Origin of the sequence: Paraburkholderia sp. WC7.3g, assembly GCF_050436345.1 — a bacterium.
Taxonomy (GTDB): domain Bacteria; phylum Pseudomonadota; class Gammaproteobacteria; order Burkholderiales; family Burkholderiaceae; genus Paraburkholderia; species Paraburkholderia podalyriae.
Genome location: NZ_JBNDMA010000004.1, coordinates 604,707 through 625,057 on the forward strand (window position 1 = coordinate 604,707; position 20,351 = coordinate 625,057).

General features: G+C 59.9%; 16 protein-coding genes and 1 pseudogene. 11 read left to right on the forward strand and 6 right to left on the reverse strand.

Annotation, left to right across the window (positions count from 1 at the left end; all coding sequences use genetic code 11):
* Positions 1–9 precede the first annotated feature (9 nt).
* From OKW43_RS36145 to OKW43_RS36165, 5 genes are all read right to left on the reverse strand, one after another.
* Positions 10–1,374, reverse strand: a complete 1,365-nt coding sequence (locus OKW43_RS36145) for a hypothetical protein (RefSeq protein ID WP_429453285.1) — start codon at positions 1,372–1,374, stop codon at positions 10–12.
* Between the two features lie 30 nt (positions 1,375–1,404).
* Positions 1,405–2,256, reverse strand: coding sequence for an oxidoreductase (locus tag OKW43_RS36150; RefSeq protein WP_429453287.1), 852 nt, complete (start codon positions 2,254–2,256; stop codon positions 1,405–1,407).
* Between the two features lie 37 nt (positions 2,257–2,293).
* Positions 2,294–3,679, reverse strand: coding sequence for a hypothetical protein (locus tag OKW43_RS36155; protein ID WP_429453289.1), 1,386 nt, complete (start codon positions 3,677–3,679; stop codon positions 2,294–2,296).
* Positions 3,679–5,139: an acyl-CoA reductase gene (locus tag OKW43_RS36160; RefSeq protein WP_429453291.1), complete on the reverse strand. Its 1,461-nt coding sequence runs from the start codon at positions 5,137–5,139 to the stop codon at positions 3,679–3,681. Before OKW43_RS36160 ends, OKW43_RS36155 begins: the two co-directional genes overlap by 1 nt.
* Before the next feature lie 77 nt (positions 5,140–5,216).
* The gene (locus tag OKW43_RS36165) at positions 5,217–5,714 is read right to left on the reverse strand and encodes a MarR family winged helix-turn-helix transcriptional regulator (RefSeq protein ID WP_429453293.1); all 498 of its coding nucleotides are present in this window, start codon (positions 5,712–5,714) and stop codon (positions 5,217–5,219) included.
* Between the two features lie 112 nt (positions 5,715–5,826).
* Here OKW43_RS36165 and OKW43_RS36170 point away from each other — a divergent pair, with 112 nt between their 5' ends.
* The 11 genes from OKW43_RS36170 to OKW43_RS36220 all read left to right on the forward strand — a co-directional run bounded on the left by OKW43_RS36170 (position 5,827) and on the right by OKW43_RS36220 (position 18,716).
* Complete coding sequence (locus OKW43_RS36170; RefSeq protein ID WP_429453295.1) at positions 5,827–6,966, forward strand: phosphotransferase; 1,140 nt, start codon at positions 5,827–5,829, stop codon at positions 6,964–6,966.
* Positions 6,950–7,942, forward strand: a complete 993-nt coding sequence (locus OKW43_RS36175) for an SDR family NAD(P)-dependent oxidoreductase (RefSeq protein ID WP_429453297.1) — start codon at positions 6,950–6,952, stop codon at positions 7,940–7,942. Before OKW43_RS36170 ends, OKW43_RS36175 begins: the two co-directional genes overlap by 17 nt.
* 229 nt (positions 7,943–8,171) lie before the next feature.
* Complete coding sequence (locus tag OKW43_RS36180; RefSeq protein ID WP_429453299.1) at positions 8,172–8,981, forward strand: MarR family transcriptional regulator; 810 nt, start codon at positions 8,172–8,174, stop codon at positions 8,979–8,981.
* Between the two features lie 433 nt (positions 8,982–9,414).
* Positions 9,415–10,353: an alcohol dehydrogenase catalytic domain-containing protein gene (locus OKW43_RS36185; protein ID WP_429453301.1), complete on the forward strand. Its 939-nt coding sequence runs from the start codon at positions 9,415–9,417 to the stop codon at positions 10,351–10,353.
* Complete coding sequence (locus OKW43_RS36190) at positions 10,341–11,507, forward strand: DUF1214 domain-containing protein (protein WP_429453303.1); 1,167 nt, start codon at positions 10,341–10,343, stop codon at positions 11,505–11,507. The genes OKW43_RS36185 and OKW43_RS36190 overlap by 13 nt, the downstream gene beginning before the upstream one ends.
* 98 nt (positions 11,508–11,605) lie before the next feature.
* Entirely contained in the window at positions 11,606–12,706 is a 1,101-nt protein-coding gene (locus tag OKW43_RS36195) for a sulfotransferase family protein (RefSeq protein WP_429453305.1), read from the forward strand.
* Positions 12,706–13,215 (forward strand): VOC family protein, encoded by a 510-nt coding sequence (locus OKW43_RS36200; RefSeq protein WP_429453307.1) that lies wholly within the window; start codon positions 12,706–12,708, stop codon positions 13,213–13,215. The genes OKW43_RS36195 and OKW43_RS36200 overlap by 1 nt, the downstream gene beginning before the upstream one ends.
* The gene (locus tag OKW43_RS36205; protein WP_429453309.1) at positions 13,212–13,985 is read left to right on the forward strand and encodes a 3'(2'),5'-bisphosphate nucleotidase CysQ; all 774 of its coding nucleotides are present in this window, start codon (positions 13,212–13,214) and stop codon (positions 13,983–13,985) included. Before OKW43_RS36200 ends, OKW43_RS36205 begins: the two co-directional genes overlap by 4 nt.
* Positions 13,986–14,009: 24 nt before the next feature.
* Entirely contained in the window at positions 14,010–14,912 is a 903-nt protein-coding gene (gene cysD, locus OKW43_RS36210; protein WP_429453311.1) for a sulfate adenylyltransferase subunit CysD, read from the forward strand.
* On the forward strand, positions 14,912–16,837 hold the full coding sequence (gene cysN, locus OKW43_RS36215) for a sulfate adenylyltransferase subunit CysN (protein WP_429453313.1): 1,926 nt from the start codon (positions 14,912–14,914) through the stop codon (positions 16,835–16,837). The genes cysD and cysN overlap by 1 nt, the downstream gene beginning before the upstream one ends.
* 208 nt (positions 16,838–17,045) lie before the next feature.
* A complete protein-coding gene (locus OKW43_RS36220) occupies positions 17,046–18,716 on the forward strand; it encodes an electron transfer flavoprotein-ubiquinone oxidoreductase (RefSeq protein WP_429453315.1) in 1,671 nt (556 codons plus the stop codon).
* 132 nt (positions 18,717–18,848) lie between these two features.
* On the opposite strand, the pseudogene OKW43_RS36225 reads toward OKW43_RS36220, so the two are convergent.
* Positions 18,849–20,349 (reverse strand): annotated as a pseudogene (locus tag OKW43_RS36225) (sensor domain-containing diguanylate cyclase).
* Positions 20,350–20,351 lie beyond the last annotated feature (2 nt).

Consider the following 20,351-nt stretch of genomic DNA (forward strand, 5'->3'; position numbering starts at 1 on the left):
CAGCAGGGCTCAAACGTTGATCATTCCACGTACATACGACTCCATCGTGCCGGCGCACGAGAGCTTGTCTTCGCCTTCTTCGAGATCGGCGTAGCGGCCGACCTGACGAACCAGCGGCCCTTGCAGGCCGTCGGTGTTCCCCGCCGGTGAAAAGTCGACCACGACCTTGTCGCCAGTGATGAAGCCACCCCAGTAGCCTTCGGCCAGCAGGTCGAAAAACGCGAAGCGCCCCTCAACAACGCCCAGTCCATCCGAAGGATTCAGCAATTGCTCTCCCGCCTTGTCGAGGACGAACGGGACGATCCACGGGCAGATTGCATAGCCTTGCGCAACTTCCGACCAGGGGCCGGTTCCGATCATCTCGGACATGCCATAACTATTCTGGACGTTCTCGGCACGAATGCCGTAGAAGCGGATGATCTGCTCCCGATAGTCGGCGGGGGCCGAGGTGCCCTTCAATCCGCCACCGGTGGTGATCACTGTATCCGGATGGCAGATGCCATCGGCAATGCCGCGCTGGCGGGCGCGCTCCACGAGCGTCCAGTGCAACGACCAGTTGCCCTGGACGAGCACCGGAACTTCGCGCTGCGCGGTTAGCTTGTCGAGAAACCGGTCGATCATCCTGCCGGTATGGCGCTGGCGCGCCACCGCCTGCTCCTGAAACGCCGCGACCTCGCTCGGTTTCGCGGAGCCGTCGGCCATTGCGCGGCGCATGCGGCCCATCGAAATCGTTGCGGATGCGAGCACCGGTTCGTCGAACATCAGCGTGGTTTCCGCGCCGAGCCGTTGCGCTGCGTTCAGTACCGGTTCGATATGCCGATGCGCGCCGGCAGGCGGCATCATAAGGAAAGCCGGGCGCTTGCCGAAATCTCTTCGGATCATTGCGTTGCCGTAGACGCCCAGTTTCACGCACGACTCGGTGACATTGTCGAGATCGGCTTGCGTCTGACTGATGAAGCTGCACTTGCCGGATGTGCCGCTCGAGCTGAAAACATGGTGTCCCGCTGTGCGCAGACGGTCCATCCATGCGTCGACGTTGTCCGCGCCGTCCAGATCGACTTCAGCCACCCGTTTGCTCGATAGCGTTTGCAGCCATGCCGAAAGATGCTTCCAGCGGCCGGCGTCGATGAATGACTCGGGGTAGCTCTTGTAGATCTGATGCGCGAACAGCAGGGGCACCATATCTTGATGGCGGGCCACCTCGTTGACGCCGACATCTTCCGCTCTGCGGCGCAGTAGCCTGATCTGTTCGCGGCGCTCGGCGAAGCGCTCTTTCATGGCAGCGAGCTGAAGCTCGCGAAGGTTCTCGGGGTGATTGCGAAACGGGTCGCTTTCACCGCGCAGCATTGCGTAGAACGGGTCCAAAGCGGACATGTCGTCTCCAGGGCTATGAGATGCCAGGCGTCAGTGGTCGAAGCTGGTGGAACTCGACACGTCGAGCCACGCTTCGAGGTTCTCTTGCACGGACGAAAGTTTCTTCCGAACGACGTCGACGGCGTCCGGACCAAGTGGTAGCCGCAGCGGTGGGACGTCTGCGGAAACCGCGCGCACGATGGCGTCGGCAGCCTTGGCCGGATCGCCCGTTTGCGTGCCGTGGTAGCTGTTCATGTAACGGCGCATCTTGCCCACGGTCTCCGTATAGACGGGTGATTCGACCTCGCTCCACTTCAGCGATCCGCCTGCGAAATTGGTGCGGAAGCCACCCGGCTCGACCACGGTCACACGAATCCCGAACGGACTCAGTTCCTGAGCGAGCGATTCCGAAAGCCCTTCGATCGCGTGCTTCGAAGCGCAATAGAAACTGCAGCCCGCGATGCCGATCACGCCCGCGACCGACGAGAAGTTCACGATATGACCGCGATTGCGCTCGCGAAAATGAGGCAGTACGGCGCGTATCACGTTGACCGTTCCAAACACGTTGGTATCGAACAGCTGACGTGCTTGCGCGTCGGAGACCTCTTCGAGTGCGCCGAACAGACCGTAGCCGGCATTGTTGACGAGTACGTCGATGGCGCCCGCGCGCTCGATGGCCTGCGCGACGGCGCGAGGCACCGCTGCCGCGTCGGTCACGTCAAGCAGCACGCCGTGCGCGCGTCCGGGTGCGAGATTGTCGAACGGCGTGATCTGTGCGTCATTCCGAACGGTCCCGACCACTTTGTCCCCACCGGCGAGGACCGCCTGCGCAAGGGAACGGCCGAAGCCGGACGAAACGCCGGTAATGAACCACACGGCTGGGTGTGTCTTGGTTTCAGTCATTGTCGAATTGGGTTTCAGATCAGTAGGAAACATCGATTTAGTTGACGGTCCGGGCCTCGGTCATGTCGGCGATCTCTCCGCGGACGTAGGCGTCGATCGTTCCCGCGCAGGACAGCTTGTCGTCGCCGCCCGGCAAATCCTTGTAGCGCATCACGTCGCGAATGATGGGCGTGCGCACGCCGTCGATGCCGTGACCGAACTCCACGGTGACCTTGTCGCCGCTGATCACGCCGCCCCAGCGCCCATCCGCGAGCAGGTCGATCACGGCGAGCCGTCCCTCGACGATGCCTTTCCCGTCGGCAGGATTAAGCAGTTGTTCGCCGGTCGAGTCGAGCACCAGCGGGACGAGCCACGGCGGGACGGTCCACGCCTTCGCTTCATGAAACCATGGGCAAAAGCCCGATACTTCGCCCATGCCGTAGCCGTCGTTGAAGTTGGTCGCGTTGAAGTTGAAGAAGCGCTCGCACTGTTGCTGGAAGTCTTCTGGCAGGTTTGCACCTTTCTTGCCGCCGCCGATACTGATGATCGTGTCAGGGTGAAAGTCGGCGTCGGGAATGCCACGCTGGCGCGCCGTGGCGACGATCTGGTAAAGCATGCCCATCATGCCCATGATGAACATGGGCTCGTGACGGCGTTCGAGAAGTTGGTCGATGAACTGCCGGAAATCGGCTTGTACGCGTTCGCTGCGTTCTCGACTTTCGTTCTGAAAGGCTTCGATTTCACTGGGGAGCGCGGTGCCGTCCGCGATGGCCCGCCGCATGCGTGCCATGCGCGTGGTGTGCGCGGCGCTTTGCGGCACATCCGACATGTAGTGAATGTCTCCCGGCATCGCAATCGCTTCGGCGAATTTCGCCATGCGCTCCGTTCCGGTGTAAGAGCCGGAGGAGGGCGTCAGAAGGAACACGGGATAGCGACGCGACGGATCGCGCATGCCGCTCGCCGCCCAGCGAATGCCTTGGGAGAGGAGGCGCCAGCCGAGTTCGCGGTCGGCTTCGCTCTGGTAAATAAAGGACTGCTTGCCCGAGGTTCCGCTCGAGCTCATCACGTAGTGGCCGTTTCGACGCAGCGCATTGATCCAGTCGTCGAGATCGGCAATCGTGCCGTAGTCGACTCCGTCGATCTTGCGGGTTGTGAGCGTTTGAAGCCACGCTGTGAGGTGGCGCCATTTTCCCTGCTCGATGAACGAATCGGGATAGCTCTTGTAGACGGAGTCGGCAAAAAGCAATGGCACGGCGTCACTCATGCTCTTCACTTCCGTCACGCCGGCTTCGCTGGCCCGCCTGTCGAGAATGCGAATCTGCTGCCGACGCTGCATGAAGCGCTCGCGCACGGCTTGCAGTTGCGCGGCATGGAGGTTTTCCGGCGCGTTGCGGAAGGGGTCTCGAAGATCCGTGAGTTGGAGCAGCGCGGAAAGGGCTTGCATTATTGCGTCTCCTCCGGATTCGGGCCCGATTCCTCCGAGACCCATTTCATGAATCGATGGATCGGGAACATGCCGTCATGCGGATAGCCGCCAACCGCATCTGAAATAGACTCGCCCAGCGCCACGATGCGTTGCACGCCAGCGCACGCGAGCGCGTCGCGCACCTCTGTGACCCGGTGCGGCGGATAGATGCCGACCGTTTGCGTGGCGACGGTCGCATAGCGCGCACCGTCGCGCAGGCTTGCCACGGGAACGACGTTGACGGTCTTGCAAATGGGATGAAAATCGACCATTTCTTCCGACCGAATGACGAGCCCCTTGCCGTCGTATCCGCCGAACACCCGGTAGAGCGGCTCCATCTCACGCAGCACATCGACCGCTTCGCGAATATCGCTGGGCACCAGCGGGCCCTGACCGTCGCCATAGCGAAAGTCCTGGCCGAGTGCCAGCGCCAGTTGCTCGGCATAGCGGTCGGCGTCGTCCTCGTCGCCTTCGATGAATTGATACCGGCTCGCGTTGCACGCGTCCTGGTTGAACGACAGCACATCGGCTGCGCCGGCACGCGCGACGTCGCGCAGCACCTCGTCGGATGCAAAGGCATCACGGCCGATCAGCGAGATAGATACCTTCGGATCGAACGCGACCAGTTCGAGCCCGGGGCCAGCGTATCGCATCACATGCCGAACCGCGCTGTCGCCGCCCCACACGACAATCTTGTCGAAGTACTGCGGACGATAAAGAATCGACTCGACATTTTCGTCACCACCGCGCCAATACGCAGCCGAAAATGACTGGGTGACGGGATGATCCGGGTCGATGTCGGCCATCGTGCGCAGAATTGCAGTGGCCGTGAAGAGATCGTTCGAAGGCAGCTTGAGCAGGTGGACGCCTTTCGTCAGCGCCGCGCGCATGACCGTCATGGCTGCCACCATCGGCGAGTTGCCTGCGAGCACATGTACGAGGCGCGGTGGAAACGCGCGTAGACGACTCGGGCGCCCGCGCAGCGTGCGTGCCACCCAATCGTCGACGAGGCGCGCGTCGCCAAGACTTACGCGCAGCTCGTCCTCGATCACCTCGCGTGCGAAAAGGTTGGGAATGTCGCGATAGCAGTTTTCGAGAATCCGTCGCCCGAGCGGACTCACTTTGATCATTGACTCGAGCGCGGCCTGCATCAGCGGATTGACATCCAGATGCAAACGCGGCCCCAGTTCGACAAGAAAGTCGATGACCTCCGCAATCGGAATATCGAAAGCGGGACCGGGCTCGGCTCGCGGCCACACGAGGTCGTCAAGGTCGATCCTGGGGGTGCAGAAACCTTGGCCAAGATCACGCGACACGTGCCTGATGGCGCTTCCGTTGACAGTGCGACCGCGGTATACGTGAGGAACCGGCAGCGGCGCGAGGCCGGGCTCCTGCGCCGGATTCCCGCGTTGCCTTTCTGTTGTTTCGGGGTGCTCCATAAACGCTCCTTTTTAAATTTCGATACGCGTTGATTTGCGGCGCAGACGCTGGTCGATTCCGAGGTTGCTGTCGCTAGTCAGCTTAGGTTGACGATCATCCGATCGAGTAAATGTTTGACGGTTCGGACTTCTTCGACGGTGAAGCCGCGAAGCTGCCGATTACTTGCATCGACGATGTGCGGCAGGGTTCCGCGCAACAACTGGCGGCCGTTTGCGGTCAGAGTGAGCTCGACACAGCGTCGGTCGGAAGTGCTGCGAATTCGTTCGATCAATCGTCTTTTTTCAAGCGAATCGAGCTTGCGGGTCATGATGCTGCTGTCAGCAAGCAGCACCCGGCACAAGGCGGTAGGTGTGCGAGCGCGTCCGTCGTACAGTGCTTTCAGGATTCCCCACTGTATTGCTGAAAGCTCGCTCGCAGCGAGCTTTCCGTCGATCTCCGCGCCAAGCAGAAGACGAACCAGGTTCATCTTGAACGCGACGCTCTCTTCAGTACGGTATTCCTCGGGGGCAAGCCTCTGTGCGAGTTCGGCGCCAGCCGGTTCTCGCTCGAGCGTGATGGAGTCGGGTAGATTCATCGATTTCCTGCCAAAAAAGTAGCTGCATTTGCAAGCAACTATATGCACACCATTCGAAATATGCAACGATAGGCGAGGTGTGGTTTTCCCCATGTTGCGACGGGGAGCAGGTATGCGCGACGATGCGCACGCGTCTTTTTGTTTGCAATCTTCGGGAGGAACCGTGTCGGAATCTGGTGTGGTAAGTGACATGGCGTTGCCTGTCGCTGTTGAGGAAGTGACCGCAAAGTGGCTAACCTCCGCGATCGCGTTCCGCTTTCCCGGCGCCAAAGTAACTTCGTGCAGGCACGTGGAGGTATTGCCGGGTACGTCGACCAAGGTACGCGTCGCACTCGAGTACAACGACGCGGGACAGGCAATGGCGCTGCCGGCGCGCATGATCGTCAAGGGCGGTTTCGAGGATCACAGTCCTTCGATGAGCGACATGTATCGCAACGAAATGCGCTTTTATCGCGACGTACTACCGTTCATCAACATGAACGCGCCTAGATGCTTTTTTGCAGGCACGGATCCTGACGCCTGGCAATCGGTCGTAGTGATGGAAGACCTGAGCGAGCGTAACGTTCAGTTTTGCCGTGCCCAGCAATCGCAGGGCTACGAACAAGTCGCCCTGCGGTTGAGTGCGATGGCGCGCTATCACGCGCAAACATGGAACAGCCGGGAGTTCGACAAGGGCGGTCGGCTCGAATGGGTGGGAGAGCGCTTTTCGGACTGGTCGCTGGAATACCAGAACCGATACCTCGAACCGGACGTCTGGGCCCACTACATATCGCTGCCGAGAGGAGCGGCAGTAAGCCGGTATCTGCACGATCGGGACTGGATGATGGCATCTCTCGCGCGCATTGCGCGCGAACATAAGAGCAAACCGGTATGCCTTATTCACGGCGATACGCATCTGGGAAATCTGTACGTCGAAGCTGACGGGACGCCAGGTTTTTTCGATGCCCAGGTCAGTCGGGCGCCTTGGAGCCTCGAGGTCGCCTACCACATAGGGTGTGCACTCGATATCGAAGACCGTCGCTCATGGGAGCGGTCGCTGCTCGAACACTATCTTTCGCAGCTGGCGATTGGCGGGGTCGAGGCGCCCGATTTCGACGAAGCGTGGAACGACTATCGACGCGATCTCGCGTATGGATACTTCATCTTTGCGATTAACGAAACCCGCTTCCAGACCGAAGCAGTGAACACCGCGTATGCGGCACGCTTTGGCGCGGCATTGGTGGATCACGGCATGGTTGGCGAATCGGCATGATCTAAGCCAACAATGCAACCATATGTTGCATTGTTGGCTTCGCGAGACTAAGCTCGACCATCGGCAGCCTCCTGGCGAGTTATGGCTTGAACGTGAACGAGCAGGTGCTCGCTCGAACGTTCAAGATGACAATCGACTTTCATCAACCGATTACAGCATGCCTGCTCCGAAAATCTTTCATCAACGTTTGAGCGGCAAGATCGCGATCGTGACCGGCGCAGGATCGCTCGGTCAGGGTTTTGGCACAGGCAAGGCCATTGCCTGTCTTTTTGCGGCGGAGGGCGCGTCCGTCTGTCTCGTCGATCAGCAGTACGAGCGGGCGGCGCAAACGCTCGCGCTGATCACGGAAGCGGGCGGCAGAGCGTTCGTATCGACCGGCGATGTCACCGACGGCGCTGTCTGTGCGCGCATTGTCGAAGAGACCGTACAGCGGTACGGAGGCCTGGACATTCTCATCAACAACGTCGGTATCTCAGGCGCGCCGGGGCGATTGCAGGACGTCGACGAAGCGTCCTGGGACCGTGTGATCGACGTCAATCTGAAAAGTGCGTTCTTGATGAGCCGAAGTGCGGTGCCGAAGATCGTGGCGCGCGGGGGCGGGGCCATCGTCAACATCGGTTCGGTCGCAGGCATCCGCAGCCACGGGTCGGCCGCGTATGGCTCGTCAAAGGCGGCAATGGTCGGCTTTACGCGTGAACTCGCGGTGATGTACGGCCGCGACCATGTTCGTGCCAACGCGATTGCTCCGGGGCATATTTTCACGCCAATGGTGGAAAGCATGCTTGACGATAAGGCTCGCGAACGTCGCCGCAAGATCGCGCCCCTCCCATTGGAGGGAGATGCATGGGACGTCGCGGCCGCCGCGCTGTTTCTCGCCAGCGACGAATCGCGATTCATTACTGGCACGTGCTTACCCGTGGATGGTGGCGTGACGCAGGTTGCGGCGCTTGCGGCGTACGATCTGGTCCAGCAATAGCCACCGTATCGGGCGGGGTACCTCGCGCAGCAAAGCGTCACTTCCCGTTGTGCTTTGCTGACCTGATTTTCTGGTAACTTAGCGTGGCCGAAATTGACCCGCGTTACAGGAAACGGCACCTGTCTGGCACTGGCATGGCCGTCGAATTGCGGTTCATGCCAATCGCCCCTTTGCTCGGCACGCGTTTTTGCTATCCGAGAGGCGAGGGTCTCCACCGATCGATGATGGCATGACTGCTCGCAAGGCCGCAGATTCGCTTTTTGCCGCGTTAGCGGACGCTTCCAGACGACAACTGTTGACGCTGCTGAGCAAGGGAGCGCAAAGCGCAGCCGCATTGGCGCGTGAACTGAACATGTCACGTGCGGGGGTGACGGGTCACCTGAATGCGCTTGACGAGGCCGGCTGGATCGATGTTGCTGTCGATGACAATGGCGAGGCGTTCTATTCGAGACGTTCTCAGGCTGACGCACAATTCCTGACGGAATGCGTAGCGTTGCAGAAGTCAGCATGCTCCGAGGATGGCGATGCGTTGGACCAACAGGCCGTAGTGTGGGCGCGCGAGTGGCCAGCGGAGGATGCGAACATTTATCTGATCGGGCAACGACTTCTACGGCTATCTGCGCACATCGACCGGGCGCTCAAGGAAGCCGCTGCGAGTCAGGGACTGCTGGCAGCCGAACTATTGCTACTGGACGCGCTCCTGGTTTCAGGGCCGCCTTACTGCCAGTCTCCAACGCAACTTCAAAAACCGCTGGCGATGACGCTCGGCGGCATCACCAAGTGCGTCAGCAGACTTGAGCAGATCGGCTTGGTGGAGCGCTTGCCGGATCCGGCGGATGGGCGTGGAATTCTCGTGCGAATGAAGTCACGGGCGCGCAAGGTTTTAAGGAACATTCTCCATGAGGGGGCGTACGGCACCGACTGGGTGGCATCCAGTCATATGACGCCTGAGCGGCGAGCTGCACTGTCGATTTTGTTGCGGGAACTGCATCTCTTTGCAGATGCTGAGGCCGAACGTCGGAGTGCCGAGCGCGGCTGACATAGTTGCGGTGGTCACCGCCTCGATAGCAACGCCTAACTTATCACCATCGCCATCCCGGCTGGCAACAAGCGCGCAAGGCGCAAGACGCAAGACCAGTCACAGGCCGGCGTTCTCAGCTGGCCTTCTCCTCCGTCTTTTATTGCCTCCGACGCATCCGGTGGCAATCGACCACTCCCGCACAACGATATCTTCCCGATCGATAGCTCCGCAACAACGCATTGGAGCGCTTGCTTCTCGTGCCCGCTCGGTACAAACACCAGGATTAACCGAGATACTTTCCCAGTAAAGTACATTGACAGATGCTTGATGACGAGCAGGACATTCACGCCAAACGGAGATCCGAGCGATGAGGGCCGCGTATTTCACGAGGGTAGGTTTGCCGCTGGAAGTTAGGAGTGTTGCCGATCCAGGTCCAGCATCCGGAGAAGTCGTGCTGAAGATTCACCGCTGCGGTATTTGCGGATCGGATCTTCATATGACGGATGGGCACGCTCCGCATTTCACGCTTCCAGAAAATTCAACACTTGGCCACGAATTCGCTGGCGAGGTGATTGCCGTGGGAAAGGGTGTAGAGAAGCTGAAGGTCGGCGATGCAGTTACCGCGCTGCCGTTTGTCGGATGCGGGCACTGCGCGACTTGTCTTTCCGGAAAGCCCAACTTTTGCGCGGATTTCAAGGGCGCCGCCGCTGGATTCGCTCAGTATGCAGTCGTGGCCGAGCGCGTAACGACCAGGCTCCCGAAGACGCTGAGCATGGAGGACGGCGCACTGATCGAGCCAATGGCGGTTGGCTTGCACGGCGTTGTGCTGGCAAAACTCACGCCGGGTGCGAACGCGCTCGTGATCGGCGCGGGTCCCGTCGGGCTTGCAGCGACGTTCTGGGCCCGCCGCCTCGGCGCCGGACGCATCGTCGTCACCGCTTCCTCACAGCGTCGCGAAGCGCTTGCACGGCACATGGGTGCGGACGAGTTTGTGGTTCCGGAGGACGGGCAGGATCTGGCGGCGCTGGCTGGCGATGCGCTTAAGGGTTCACCAGACGTCGTTTTCGAATGCGCAGGGCAAAAGGATCTGATTGCGAAGGCGATTCATTGCGTCAAGCCACGGGGCGACGTCGTAGTGCTCGGCTTTTGCACGGTGCCAGATCAATTTATCCCCGCGGTAGCGGTATGGAAGGAAGTGCGAATTCAGTTCGCTGTCACCTACAGTATGCAAGAGTTCACTCATGTTGCTAACGTGTTCGACGCGGGCTGTGTCGAACCGCGCGCGATGATCACGGATCGCGTCTCTCTCGACGCGTTACCCGAGATGTTCGAGACTCTGCGCAATCGCTCGACGCAATGCAAGGTAATGGTGAATCCATGGCTGAGCTGAAATCCTGGCGCGACTATCTGTCCCAGTTGGCAAGCGCAGACAGTCTGCTCGAATTGACTGAAACACCCAGCGATCCTCAAACACGCGCGGAGCTGTATCGGCAGTTGCAGATGAATCTTTCGCTGGCCTACTTCATCTACTTCCAATCCGATCCGCTTCATCCTGACTGGCTGCCCTTCCTTAACTCAGTTTTCATGCTGCAGCCGAATCCCGACGATACCTATTTCGTCGCACCGTTGCGAGGAGACCTGCGATACCGGATAGTCGGAGAGCGCGGCAGCGTGCATTTGCTGACGCTCGATCTCGGCCGCGGGATCATGGGCACTACCGATGAAGCGCATCCGCCGCTCGGTCAGTTCGATCTCGACGACGTAGAAATTGGCGATGACGGCAGCTTCGAAATTTTGTTGAGCGCGCAGCGTCCTGCCGGGTACGACGGCAACTGGATCGAGCTGCATAGCGAGGCTGACTTCGCCATGCTGCGCCAGCGTTCTTATGCATGGGGAAGGGAGCATGACGCGCGAATCGCTATCGAGTGCCTCGATGCCCCGCCGTTGAAGCCGTCGATGGGCCACGAGGAGATCGCCAGGCGTACCGGCGAGTTGATGGACTACGCGAAGCGCTTGTCACGTCGCTGGCTCACGCATATGCAGCAACTGCGCACGCGAATCAATGTGAACGAGTTCGAATTTTTCGCTTTCGGTGGTGGGCTCGCGAAGCAGGCGTACTGGCAGGCGATTTTCGATTTCGGTGATGACGAAGCGCTCATTCTCGAAACCGCGCTGCCGCAGACGCGCCGCTACTGGAACGTGCAATTGAACGACACACTATTCAACGCGCTTGACTATATCGATCACCAAAGCAGCCTCAACGGGCATCAGGCACACGTCGACGACGACGGCTATTTTCGCGCGGTGATCGCTCATCGCGATCCCGGTGTCCTGAACTGGCTGGATACATGCGGCGTCAACCGTGGGACTGCGATAGGCAGATGGTATGGGTGCAGCTCGGAGCCGGTTCCGACGCTCAAACGTGTGCCGCTTTGCGAGTTGCGCAATCACTTGCCGGCAGGAACTCGATTCGTAGACGAAAGCGAGCGCGGCAGACTTCTGCGCGACAGACGCATAGGTGCGCAGTTGAGACGGCGGTGGTAGGGACAGAAATGGATTTCGGGAGACAACAGATGCCAGTATCGAAACGATTCACGGGTGCGGAGGACGAACTTCACGCGAGCGCAAGTGCGGCCGCCGGCTTGAAAGATTTCGGCTCCAGCGATGAGTATAGGCCGGGCCTGACACAACTTTTGAACGCGCTCGACGAAGATGGTCCGCGCTTCGCGCCGGGTGGACGGGAATTTGCGTGGAACGCAGTTGTCGGTGCTTTGATTTCGCGCCTGACGCTGGTAGAGGGGCTGCGCAAGCATGCCGATGAGTTGTCGCGGACACCGCGGCGCCCACTCGTCATCACCGGCATACCGAGAACCGGTACGACCGCGCTGCACAAGCTGCTTTCGGTTGATCCACAATTTCAGGGTTTGGAAAAATGGCTGACCGTCTTTCCGCAGCCGCGGCCTCCGCGCGATACGTGGACCAGCCATGTTCAGTTCCAGGCGACCGCGGCCGGGCTCGAGGCCTTTTTCAGGTCAGCGCCAGAGATGCGCGCGGCACACAATATCGTGGCTGACGAGGTAGATGAATGCCTCGAAATACTCAAGCAAGGCTTTTGCAGCAATCTGTGGGGCTCGTCGTTCCGTGTACCTCAATACGATCGCTGGTGGCGCGAACAGAGCGAATTGCCCGCATATCGCTACCTGGCAAAGACGATCAGCCTCATCGGTGCGCGCGACAGCGAAAAGACGTGGCTCTTGAAGAATCCCGGACACCTGATGCAGTTACCCGCGCTGTTCGAGGTCTTTCCCGATGCATGCGTGGTACAGACACATCGAGATCCAGTGGAGGCGCTGCCTTCGCTCGCGAGCGTGCTGGTGATGGCGCGTCGGATTTCTGAGGGCGAACAGGTCGACAGGCACGAGATCGGCAGGCGCGAACTGGATAACTGGGCGCACGCCAGCGAAGCGGCAATTGCGGCGCGCGCGTCCTTGCCCAACAGGCAGTTCCTCGATATCAGGCAGGCCGACTTCCACGCCGATCCGATTGGCGCAATCACGCGTATCTACGATCACTTCGGCTTCAGACTGACCGCCGAAACGGTGGAAGCGATGCGCCGACGCGTCAAGCAGAGTCCCGAACGCGCTTATGGCGCGCATCGATATACGCAGGACGAATTCGGCCTTGCACCGGCAGCGATCAGGGAGCGCTTCTCCCGCTATATGACCACTTATGGATTGCACTGATGAAAACGCCGTCGCTTTCCCCGTTTTCCGGCTTTCTGCAGATCGCGTACGTCACCACCGATGTGGACGAGGCCATTGAGCGCTTTCGCAGAGAACAGAAGGTGCCGACGTGGGCGCGCTTGCCGGGTATTGAAATAGAGTCCATCGCGGGACGTCGCTGCAAGCTGAACATCGCGCTCGCGTTCGTCGGGGCGGTTCAGCTGGAACTGATCGAGCCGCTGTGCGGCGACGACCGCGTGTATCGCGATGCCCTGCCTCGAGACGGCTTCGCGATTCGCCATCATCACATTGCGCAGCTGATCGAGAGCGAAGCGGCTTTCGAAACACAGCGTGAGGAAATGGCTGCCGCGGGCGTGCCCATCGTCATCGACGGCCAGTCGCATGGCGCCGCCCGGTACTTCTATACGGATCACCGGGGGACGCTCGGGCACTATATCGAGCATATCTGGTACACCCCTGCCGGTCTCGCTGCGATGGAACAGGTGCCTCGCAATGGAGTGGTCCAATGAACGCTGTCAGCACGGCGCTTACGGTTGACGACGATCACCGTCTCGCAGTGCACATCGCTACGGCGGCCGGCGGCGCCTTGAACGCGATGCGCGCGTCGGCCGTGCTTGCGGGCAAACCGTTGGGCGCAGCCGGCGATGCCACGGCGAACGAGCTGATTACAGAGATTCTCGCTCGCACCCGACCAGACGACGGCTTTCTGTCGGAAGAATCCGCGCCGGATCCAAAGCGGCTCGCTCTCGATCGTGTATGGATCATCGACCCGCTCGATGGCACGCGCGAGTACGGCGAACGACTCGAGGGGCGCGAGGACTGGGCGGTCCATGTGGCACTGACGGTTTGCGGCGAACCCCGCGCTTGCGCTGTAGCGCTTCCGGCTCGTGGGGTGACATTCGGAACGTTATCGCCGCCGGAGCTGCCGCCAGCGCCCGAAGGGCGGCTGAAAATTCTCGTGAGCCGTTCCCGCGCTCCGGAACTGGCGCTGAGGGTCGCCCAGCGACTGAACGCTGAACTGGTCCCCATGGGCTCGGCAGGCGCAAAGGCAATGGCGGTGCTCGGTGGCGAGGCTCACGCGTATCTGCACGCAGGCGGACAATACGAGTGGGATTCGTGCGCTCCAGTAGGCGTCGCGCTCGCGGCTGGCCTTCACGCCAGTCGCATAGACGGGAGCCCGTGCATCTATAACGGAACGGACGTCTGGATGCCCGATTTACTCGTATGTCGGCACGAGATCGCCGAATCGATACTGACCGCCATCGCGGCCGCGCAGTGAATCTGCTTTGCAAAAGGATGTGCTATGCCGACGTTGACTCATCTGCGGCGACTTGAAGCCGAGAGCATTCATATCATGCGGGAAATCGTCGCTGAGGCACAGCGTCCAGTGATGCTTTACTCCATCGGCAAGGACAGCGCCTGCATGCTCCATCTGGCAAAAAAGGCCTTTTACCCGGCGCGCCCGCCGTTTCCGCTTCTGCATGTGGATACCACCTGGAAGTTCCGCGACATGTACGCGATGCGGGACCGGATGGCTCGCGAGACCGGAATGGAGCTGATCGTTCACCAGAATCCGGAAGCGAAAGAACTGGGCATCAACCCGTTCGATCATGGTTCGCAGGTTCACACCGACATGTGGAAGACGCAGGGCCTGAAGCAGGCGCTCGACAAGTACGGCTTCGATGCCGCTTTCGGGGGCGCTCGCAGAGACGAAGAGAAATCGCGTGCAAAAGAGCGAATCTTTTCATTCCGTACGGCTACCCACCAGTGGGACCCCAAGAATCAGCGACCCGAACTGTGGCGCCTATATAGCGCGCGAAAGAACAACGACGAGTCGATCCGCGTGTTTCCCCTCTCTAACTGGACCGAGCTGGACATCTGGCAGTACATCTACCTCGAGAATATCCCCGTCGTGCCACTCTATTTCGCGGCGAGGCGACCCGTGGTGAATCGAGACGGCACGCTAGTGATGGTGGATGATGACCGCATGCCACTCAAGCCGCACGAGAAGGCGGAAGAGAAAATGGTGCGCTTTCGCACGCTTGGTTGCTATCCGCTTACCGGTGCAGTCGAGTCGAACGCCACGACATTGCCGCAAATCATCCAGGAAATGCTCTTGACGACGACCTCCGAGCGGCAGGGGCGCGTGATCGATCATGACGGCGCCGCATCCATGGAGAGGAAGAAACAGGAGGGGTACTTCTAATGGCACACGTCTCTGAGCTGATCGGGACCGATATTGAACGGTACCTGAAGCAGCACGAAAGAAAGAGCCTTCTGCGTTTCATTACATGCGGGAGCGTGGATGACGGCAAGAGCACGTTGATCGGCCGATTACTTTACGAATCCAGGATGCTGTTCGAGGACCAGCTTGCCGCACTCGAAGCCGATTCGAAGAAGGTCGGTACGCGTGGCGGGGAAATAGACTACGCGCTGCTGCTGGACGGCCTCGCTGCGGAGCGCGAGCAGGGCATCACCATCGACGTCGCCTATCGGTTTTTCTCGACCGACCGGCGCAAGTTCATCGTTGCTGATACGCCCGGGCATGAGCAGTACACCCGCAATATGATAACGGGTGCTTCTACGGCCGATCTCGCCATCATTCTGGTCGATGCTCGCAAGGGCATTTTGCGGCAAACGCGGCGGCACAGCTATCTTGTGTCGTTGATCGGCATTCGCAACGTTGTTCTCGCGGTCAATAAGATGGACCTGGTCGAGTACTCGCGTGAACGATTCGACGAAATTTCCCGCGAGTATTGCGAATTCGCCAGCAAGATTGGCATCCATAGTGTGACGGCAATGCCGATTTCGGGCGTAAATGGTGACAACATTGTTGAAAGGAGCACGAAGACGTCGTGGTACGAAGGGCCGTCCTTGATGCATCACCTCGAGACTGTCGAGATCGACGAAACGCATTTGCAGACGCAGCCATTTCGTTTCCCGGTGCAGTGGGTCAACCGTCCCAATCTTGATTTCCGTGGGTTTGCAGGCACTATTGCGTCCGGTGTGGTGCGTGTTGGCCAGCGTATACAGGTACAGCCGTCAGGACGGGAAAGCACTGTCGCAAGAATCGTGACGGCGGATGGCGATCTCGACGAGGCGTTCGCGGAACAATCTGTGACGCTCCTGCTCGCCGACGAAGTGGATGTCTGTCGTGGAGATCTGATTTCAACGACCGATTCGCCTGCGCAGGTTGCCGACCAGTTCGAAGCAACGCTCGTATGGATGAGCGACCAACCCATGCTCCGGGGGCGCAGTTACTTGCTGAAAATCGGCACCCGGACCGTCACGGCAACGATATTGCCGCTCAAATACAAATTGAATGTCGATACGCTTGATCGCGTGGCGAGTGAGACTCTCGCGTTGAACGAGATCGGTGTCGCGGAACTGGAGTTTGATCGCGCGATTGCTTTCGATCCGTACGAGCGAAACCACGAGACGGGCGGTTTCATAGTCATTGACCGTATGACCAACAGCACGGTCGGGGCCGGTATGCTGCGCTTCGCACTGCGCCGTGCGAACAATATTCGCTGGCAGACGCTGGAGGTCGACAAACGCGCGCGGCGGGTGCTGAACGGGCACCAGAGCGGTGTCGTATGGCTGACAGGGCTTTCAGGTGCGGGAAAATCGACAATTGCAAATCTGCTCGAGAAGCGTTTGCACGCGATGGGCAAGCGAACCTATCTGCTCGACGGGGACAATGTTCGTCACGGGTTGAACAAGGATCTCGGATTCACGGCCGAGGACCGGGTGGAAAATATCCGACGCATTGCCGAGGTGGCGAAATTGATGGCAGATGCGGGCGTGATCGTCATTACTGCGTTCATTTCTCCGTTTCGCGCAGAGCGCGCCCTGGCACGCGAGCTGATGGAGGAGGGTGAATTTATCGAGGTCTTCATCGACACGCCACTCGAAGTGGCCGAGGAGCGCGATCCGAAAGGACTTTATAAGAAAGCGCGTAGCGGCGAGTTAAAGAACTTCACAGGCATCGATTCGCCCTACGAGATGCCGCAGAATCCTGAGATCCATATCAACACTCTGACCGTTTCTCCTCAAATGGCCGTAGAGGTGATCTTCGAGAAACTCCAGACCGCGGGATTCCTTAACGTGTCGAGGGGTGCGCCGCTCTGAGAGGGCGCGGGGCGCTGCGCTTCGCCCGTTGGTGCCGTGCCATTGTTGGTCCTTTGCGTTCATATTGTTATACGACATTCATTTATGTATACTCCTCGCTGTCGGCTACGGGAGATGCTGAACGCAATTCTCGTGTCGACGGCGCCCTCGACGGGCGACAGTCCAACGAGTGTGTCGGCGTTTCGAGGCGTCAGGGAGGCAGTGGGGGATGGCGGAAAACAATCAGCAAGATCATGGACCGCGCGAGTCGATGGAATACGACGTAGTGATCGTCGGCGGCGGTCCCGCGGGACTCTCCGCGGCGATCCGCCTGAAGCAGGTGGCAGCCGAAAAAAGCGTCGAGATTGGCGTCTGCGTGCTGGAAAAGGGCTCGGAGATCGGGGCGCATATCGTCTCCGGCGCTGTCATGGACCCGCGCGCGCTCAATGAACTGATGCCCGACTGGAAAGAGCGGGACGCGCCGTTGAACGTGCCCGTGACCGAAGACAGATTCCTTTTCCTTTCCGAAACGCGTGCGACGTCGGTGCCGAACTGGGCATTGCCGGACACCTTCAAGAACCACGGCAACTACGTGATCAGCCTCGCGAACGTGACGCGCTGGCTGGGCCAGCAGGCCGAGGCGCTGGGCGTGGAGATCTTCCCAGGCTTTCCGGCCGCTGAAGTCCTCTACAACGGCGACGGCTCGGTCAAGGGCGTCGCGACCGGCAACATGGGCATTGGCAAAGACGGCGAGCCCACCGGGAACTTCCAACTCGGGATGGAGCTGCACGCGAAGTACACGCTGTTCTGCGAAGGCTGCCGCGGTCACCTCGGCCGCCAGCTCAACGAAAATTTCAAACTCGGCAAGAACGCCGACCCGCAGGTCTACGGCATCGGCATCAAGGAGCTGTGGGAGATCGATCCTGCGAAACATCAGCCGGGTCTGGTGATCCACACTGCCGGCTGGCCTTTGCAGTCGGACACCTATGGTGGCTCATTTTTGTACCACATCGACAACAACCAGGTGATGGTGGGCTTCGTCGTTGGTCTCGCCTATCAGAACCCGTACCTTTCGCCGTTCGAGGAGTTCCAGCGCTACAAGACGCACCCGGAAATTCGCAAATTTCTGGAAGGCGGCAAGCGCGTGTCGTATGGTGCGCGCGCAATCACCGCCGGCGGCCTGATGTCATTGCCGAAGCTCGTGTTTCCGGGCGGCGCGCTGGTCGGCGACGACGCGGGCTTCCTGAACGCGTCGCGCATCAAGGGTTCGCACGCGGCGATCAAGACCGGCATGCTCGCGGCCGATGCCGCGTTCGAAGCGCTGCACAATGGCCGCCAGCACGATGAACTGGCGGCCTACCCGGAAGCGTTCAAGCAGTCGTGGCTCTACAGGGAACTGTACAAGGCGCGCAACTTCAAGCAGTGGATGAGCAAAGGCTTATATCTCGGCACGCTGATGGTGGGTATCGAGCAGAAGGTTCTCGCCGGCAATGTGCCTTGGACGCTGCGTCACCGGCATCGCGATCACGAAATGCTCAAGCCCGCGTCGCAGTGTAAGCCGATCGAGTATCCAAGGCCTGATGGCAAACTCACGTTCGATCGACTGTCGTCTGTTTTCATTTCGAATACAAACCACGAGGAGAATCAGCCGGCGCACCTCACGCTCAGGGACGCGAGTGTGCCGGTGAACGTGAACCTGCGAACGTATGCGGGCCCCGAATCCCGCTTCTGTCCAGCAGGCGTCTACGAGTATGTGAAAGACGATCAGCAGCAGGACCGTCTGCAAATCAACGCGCAGAATTGCGTGCACTGCAAGACCTGCGATATCAAGGACCCGACACAAAACATCGTGTGGGTCACGCCGGAAGGCGGCGGTGGGCCGAACTATCCAAACATGTGAGTAGATGATAGCTGCTGCGCGAGGATGCGATGTGGCGGTGCATTACCACGAGGCGAAACAGACCGGCACGATGCGCGCCGTCGTTTCAGCAGCCTTACGTTTTCCGATCCGTCGCCGGCCCCTGGCCGCAACTTAGGCGAGGCTCGTCGCCACCTTGTTTCGGCCTGTCGCCTTGGCGTTGTACAAAGCCTCGTCGGCTGCCTTGATGATTGTCGTTACATCAACATCCTGCTCTGGAGCCCAGCTCGCGGAACCGATGCTGGCCGTTACGCGTCCGTATTCACTGCCTGCGTGTTCGATGGCGAGTTCACTAATGGCCGAACGGATCTTCTCGGCAATCACGGACGCGCCGTCCGGCGGAGTGTCGGGCAGGACAACGATGAACTCTTCGCCGCCGTAGCGGGCTGCGGTGTCGGCCGGTCGCCGAATGTTGTCGCCGATACAGCGGGCTACGGCAGCCAGTGCATCATCGCCCGCCTGGTGGCCGTATGTGTCGTTGTATGCCTTGAAACGGTCAATATCAACAAACAGCAGTGAGAACACGCTTCGCGTGCGCTTTGCCCTGCGCCACTCCTGTTCGAGGATCTCCCCCAGGGTGCGCCGGTTGTTGAGACCGGTGAGGCTGTCAGTTCTAGCGAGCAACTGCAACTCCGACTCGGCACGCAGGCGACGCTGGAGCTGTGTACCGAGTAGGAATGAGAGCGCGATGAATCCTAACGCGAACGCGCCCATCAGTGAACCTATCGTGAGCGCCCGCCGGTGCCACGCGGCATAAATATCCGGCTCCGCTTCGGCAACCATGATGATCAGCGGCAGATGCGGGAAGTTCTTGAAATAGTAAAGGCGGCGCACCCCATCGATCGACGCGGTGTCGGAAAAACTGCCTTCCGGCGCGGACCTGAACTGCCTGAAGGTGCTGGCCCTGCTGATGTCGCGCCCGACAATCTTCGAATCGTAGGGCTGACGCATGATCATGAGGCCATTGCCGGCGATCAGCGAAATGGCTCCGTGAGAGCCAAGCGACAGTCCTCCGAACAGATCGTGAAAATACTCCAGGTTAATCGCCATCAGCACGATGCCGGGCGAATGAGCCGTCCGGGTGCGATACCCGGCGACTCAACGCGATGCTTGGTGAACCGTTGCGCAGGCGGGAGCGGAACGGGGCGCTCACGTAGAGGCCGGCGTCTGGATTGTCGCGCTGGACCTTGAAGTAGTCCCGGTCGGCGAAGTTGCCCTTGCGCGGTGTATCGTTGCCGGCGTCGATGACGACGTTGCCCGACGCATCTAGCACTAGCATCGAACCCAGATTTTTTGCGGTCGCGGCCCGATCGAACAGGATCTGTCCTCGCAGATCAGGCGGCAAGGCCATCACCTTCCGATTGCCGAGCCCATCGACAACGGCCTGAAGTGAAAGCGCGTAAAGCTCGAAATTGCGCTCGATATCGCGTTCCGCGATGAGCGCGACGTTTCGCGAAGTTTCGCGCGCCCGGGCCAGTGCATCCTGCCGACTCTCGTATAGGGAGGTGGCGCATAGCGAGATCATAACAACAGCAATGATCAAGCCGCCCCAAAAAAGAGCGTGCGGTCCGATCAGCCATCCGAGCAAGTTTTTCTTATTGGGCAGTGACGGCATGT

Excerpts from the sequence above, each read along its gene's own strand:
- OKW43_RS36145 (WP_429453285.1), bottom strand. The coding sequence starts at position 1,374 with ATGTCCGCTTTGGACCCGTTCTACGCAATGCTGCGCGGTGAAAGCGAC.
- OKW43_RS36150 (WP_429453287.1), bottom strand. The coding sequence starts at position 2,256 with ATGACTGAAACCAAGACACACCCAGCCGTGTGGTTCATTACCGGCGTT.
- OKW43_RS36155 (WP_429453289.1), bottom strand. The coding sequence starts at position 3,679 with ATGCAAGCCCTTTCCGCGCTGCTCCAACTCACGGATCTTCGAGACCCC.
- OKW43_RS36160 (WP_429453291.1), bottom strand. The coding sequence starts at position 5,139 with ATGGAGCACCCCGAAACAACAGAAAGGCAACGCGGGAATCCGGCGCAG.
- OKW43_RS36165 (WP_429453293.1), bottom strand. The coding sequence starts at position 5,714 with ATGAATCTACCCGACTCCATCACGCTCGAGCGAGAACCGGCTGGCGCC.
- OKW43_RS36170 (WP_429453295.1), top strand. The coding sequence starts at position 5,827 with ATGCGCGACGATGCGCACGCGTCTTTTTGTTTGCAATCTTCGGGAGGA.
- OKW43_RS36180 (WP_429453299.1), top strand. The coding sequence starts at position 8,172 with ATGACTGCTCGCAAGGCCGCAGATTCGCTTTTTGCCGCGTTAGCGGAC.
- OKW43_RS36190 (WP_429453303.1), top strand. The coding sequence starts at position 10,341 with ATGGCTGAGCTGAAATCCTGGCGCGACTATCTGTCCCAGTTGGCAAGC.
- OKW43_RS36200 (WP_429453307.1), top strand. The coding sequence starts at position 12,706 with ATGAAAACGCCGTCGCTTTCCCCGTTTTCCGGCTTTCTGCAGATCGCG.
- OKW43_RS36205 (WP_429453309.1), top strand. The coding sequence starts at position 13,212 with ATGAACGCTGTCAGCACGGCGCTTACGGTTGACGACGATCACCGTCTC.
- cysD (WP_429453311.1), top strand. The coding sequence starts at position 14,010 with ATGCCGACGTTGACTCATCTGCGGCGACTTGAAGCCGAGAGCATTCAT.
- cysN (WP_429453313.1), top strand. The coding sequence starts at position 14,912 with ATGGCACACGTCTCTGAGCTGATCGGGACCGATATTGAACGGTACCTG.
- OKW43_RS36220 (WP_429453315.1), top strand. The coding sequence starts at position 17,046 with ATGGCGGAAAACAATCAGCAAGATCATGGACCGCGCGAGTCGATGGAA.